Origin of the sequence: Avibacterium endocarditidis, assembly GCF_002921145.1 — a bacterium.
In the GTDB taxonomy this organism is placed as follows: Bacteria; Pseudomonadota; Gammaproteobacteria; order Enterobacterales; family Pasteurellaceae; genus Avibacterium; species Avibacterium endocarditidis.
In genome coordinates, this window is the sequence record NZ_PQVI01000067.1 from 1 (window position 1) to 2,972 (window position 2,972).

Consider the following 2,972-nt stretch of genomic DNA (forward strand, 5'->3'; position numbering starts at 1 on the left):
CGACTGAGCTAACGACCCAAACAGGTATCATTGCGTAACGGAGGCTTATGATACTGTTTTTATTTTAATAATCAATAAAAATTTTCGCTTTTTTGTTCATTTGGCTGAATAAACAACAACTAAATTAGCGTTTACCACGCAAATAAATAAAAACCGAGCTTAAAGGCTCGGTTTTTTGTTTCGTCAATAAAGCAGATTAGTATGCTAACACCGCACGACGGTTTTTAGAATATGCAGCTTCAGTGTGACCTAACTCAGCTGGCTTTTCTTCACCGTAAGAAACGGTTGAAAGCTGACCTGCTTGAACACCTTTAGCAGATAAGTAGTGTGCTACTGCGTCAGCACGACGTTGACCTAATGCGATGTTGTACTCTGGTGTACCACGTTCGTCAGTGTTACCTTCAACAACCACTTTAGATGCTGGAGTTGCTGTTAAATATGCAGCGTGCGCATCTAAGATTTGTTGGTATTCACCTTCGATGTTGTATTTATCGAATCCAAAGTAAACTGTGTTGTAACGTTGCTGTAAATCTTCAACTGAATAACCGCCAAAGCTTTGGGCAGTTGCTACAGATGTTGTACCAGCAGTTTCATCTTTTGAAGAACTACAAGCTGCTAATACTGCTACAGAGCCTGCTACTACTAATAATTTTGCAAAGTTTTTCATTAACTTCTCCTAGTTTTTAGTTAAATATGGGGACCAAGCTGGAAATTTCACTTGCCCATCACTTCCCGGCAGACGTGCTTTGAAACGCCCATCAGCAGAAACCAATTGTAGCACCTTTCCTAAACCTTGTGTAGAACTATAAATAATCATAATTCCATTTGGTGAGATGCTTGGACTTTCATCTAAGAAAGTTGAGCTCAACATCTCTGTTGCGCCTGTTGCGAGATCTTTTTTCATAATATGATCCGCAGAAATCATTATTAAGGTGCTGCCATCAGCAGAAATTTGTCCGCTATAAGTGCGACCACCAGAACTTAGTAAAGTTGCACCGCCACCACTTGCACTCATTTGATATACTTGTGGTGAACCACTTCTATCAGAAGTAAAGACGATTGAGCGACCATCTGGCGACCACGCAGGCTCAGTATTGTTACCTGAACCGCTCGTTAATTGTGAAACGCTGCCACTGCCTAAATTCATTACATAAATATTTAGCACTCCATCTTTTGATGAAGCAAAGGCTAATCTTGAACCATCAGGCGAAAACGCTGGCGCACCATTATGTCCTTTGAAAGAAGCAACCACGCGGCGCGCGCCTGAACGTAAATCTTGCACTACGAGCTGAGATTTACGATTTTCAAACGAAACATAAGCAAGTTTATTACCATCTGGCGACCAAGCTGGCGACATTAACGGTTGTGAACTTTGGGTAACAATAAATTGGTTATGCCCATCATAATCGGCAACACGCACTTGGTAAGGTTTTGAACCGCCATTTTTTTGCACCACATAGGCGATTTTTGTTCTAAATGCCCCACGAATGCCTGTGAGTTTTTCAAACACTTCATCACTTACCGTATGCGCGCCTAAGCGAATTGCGCTGGCTGGAACGGCATATTGATTTTGCGCTAATACTGCGCCTGCTGTGCCTGATGCACCAATAGTATCCACAAGTTGATAAGCAATGCTGTATCCATTGCCATTTGGTGTAACTTGCCCAACCACGATAGCATCAATGCCTAAAGATGACCACGCATCAGCATTCACTTCTGAAGCTGAAGTAGGTTGTTGTGGCATTTTTGCTGGCGAAATGGGATTGAATTTACCGCTATTGCGTAAATCTGCAGAAATAATCTCTGCCACATCAGTTGGCATTGCACCTGCGCCATTCCATTTAAATGGCACAACAGCGATAGGGCGTGCGCTATCAACCCCTTCGTCAATAACAATACGAACTTCGTCATCTGCCAAGGCGACATTTGCCAATAGCACCCATAGCATCGTTAAAAACTGTGTGATACGAATCATTACTTTCATAAAATTCACCTTAGATTGTTAAACCAATTACTTCAAATCAAAATCAATAACTGGTGATTTATATTTACTATAAATAGCATCTGATGGCGCAGCGGGAACTTTCTTCGTTCTTGCTACTGCACTCATTGCCGCAGAACAAATATCATCAGGGCCAGAAATTCTTTGATAACTTGAGATCGTGCCATCACGTTGCAATTGAATACGAATGCGACAGACTTTCCCTGCAAAGCTCGGATCTTTTAAGAAACGGCGTTGAATTTCTTTCTTAATGACGCCAGCATAACGATCACCTTCTTTTTTGCCATCGCCTGCGCCTAAACCTGCGCCACTGCCTTGGCCACCTGCTTTATTCGCATTACCGCCAACTTTAGCACTGCCGCCACCAATATCACCACCATTGATGAAATCATCTAGCGCCGATTGCTGTGCGCGGCGTTTATCTGCTTCCGCCTTGGCTTTCGCTTCAGCTTTAGCTTTGTCTGCTTTTGCCTTGGCTTCAGCTTTCGCTTTGGCTTCTGCCTCTGCTTTGGCTTTTGCAGCAGCTTCCGCTTTTGCTTTTTCTGCCTTTGCTTTTTTCTCTGCGTCCGCTTTAGCCTTTGCTTCCGCCGCTGCTTTTTCGGCTTTTAGCTTGGCTTCTTTTTCAGCTTGTTCTTTGGCTTTTTTCGCTTGCTCAGCGGCTTTTGCCTTGGCTTCTTCTTCGGCTTTTTTGGCCTGTGCAGCTAAACGTTTTGCTTCAGCTTCAGCTTTCAGCTTTGCCGCTTCCACTTGTTGTTTCGCCTTTGCTTCTTGCAACTTCTGTTTTTCTAAGGCAATGCGAGCTTGTTCTTCACGCTGCCTTTGTTGCTCTGCCAACTGTTCTTGCTGTTTTTTCAGTTCAAGCTGTTTTTGACGCTCTTGCTCCAGCTGTTTTTCAAACTGCTTCTGGCGTTCCAATTCTTGCTGACGTTTTTGCTCTTCTAATTGTGCTTGTTTTTGTTCTTGTGGATCC

Annotated in this window: 3 protein-coding genes; all 3 read right to left on the bottom strand. The window is 43.2% G+C overall.

Annotated features, from left to right (window positions below):
- Nucleotides 1–196 precede the first annotated feature (196 nt).
- Nucleotides 197–667, bottom strand: a complete 471-nt coding sequence (gene pal / locus C3Z13_RS04995) for a peptidoglycan-associated lipoprotein Pal (RefSeq protein ID WP_103855200.1) — start codon at nt 665–667, stop codon at nt 197–199.
- Nucleotides 668–676: 9 nt separating this feature from the next.
- Entirely contained in the window at nt 677–1,975 is a 1,299-nt protein-coding gene (gene tolB, locus C3Z13_RS05000) for a Tol-Pal system beta propeller repeat protein TolB (RefSeq protein WP_415777411.1), read from the bottom strand.
- Nucleotides 1,976–2,011: 36 nt separating this feature from the next.
- Nucleotides 2,012–2,972: cell envelope integrity protein TolA (gene tolA, locus C3Z13_RS05005; RefSeq protein ID WP_146256871.1), on the bottom strand; the 961-nt coding region annotated here is incomplete at its 5' end.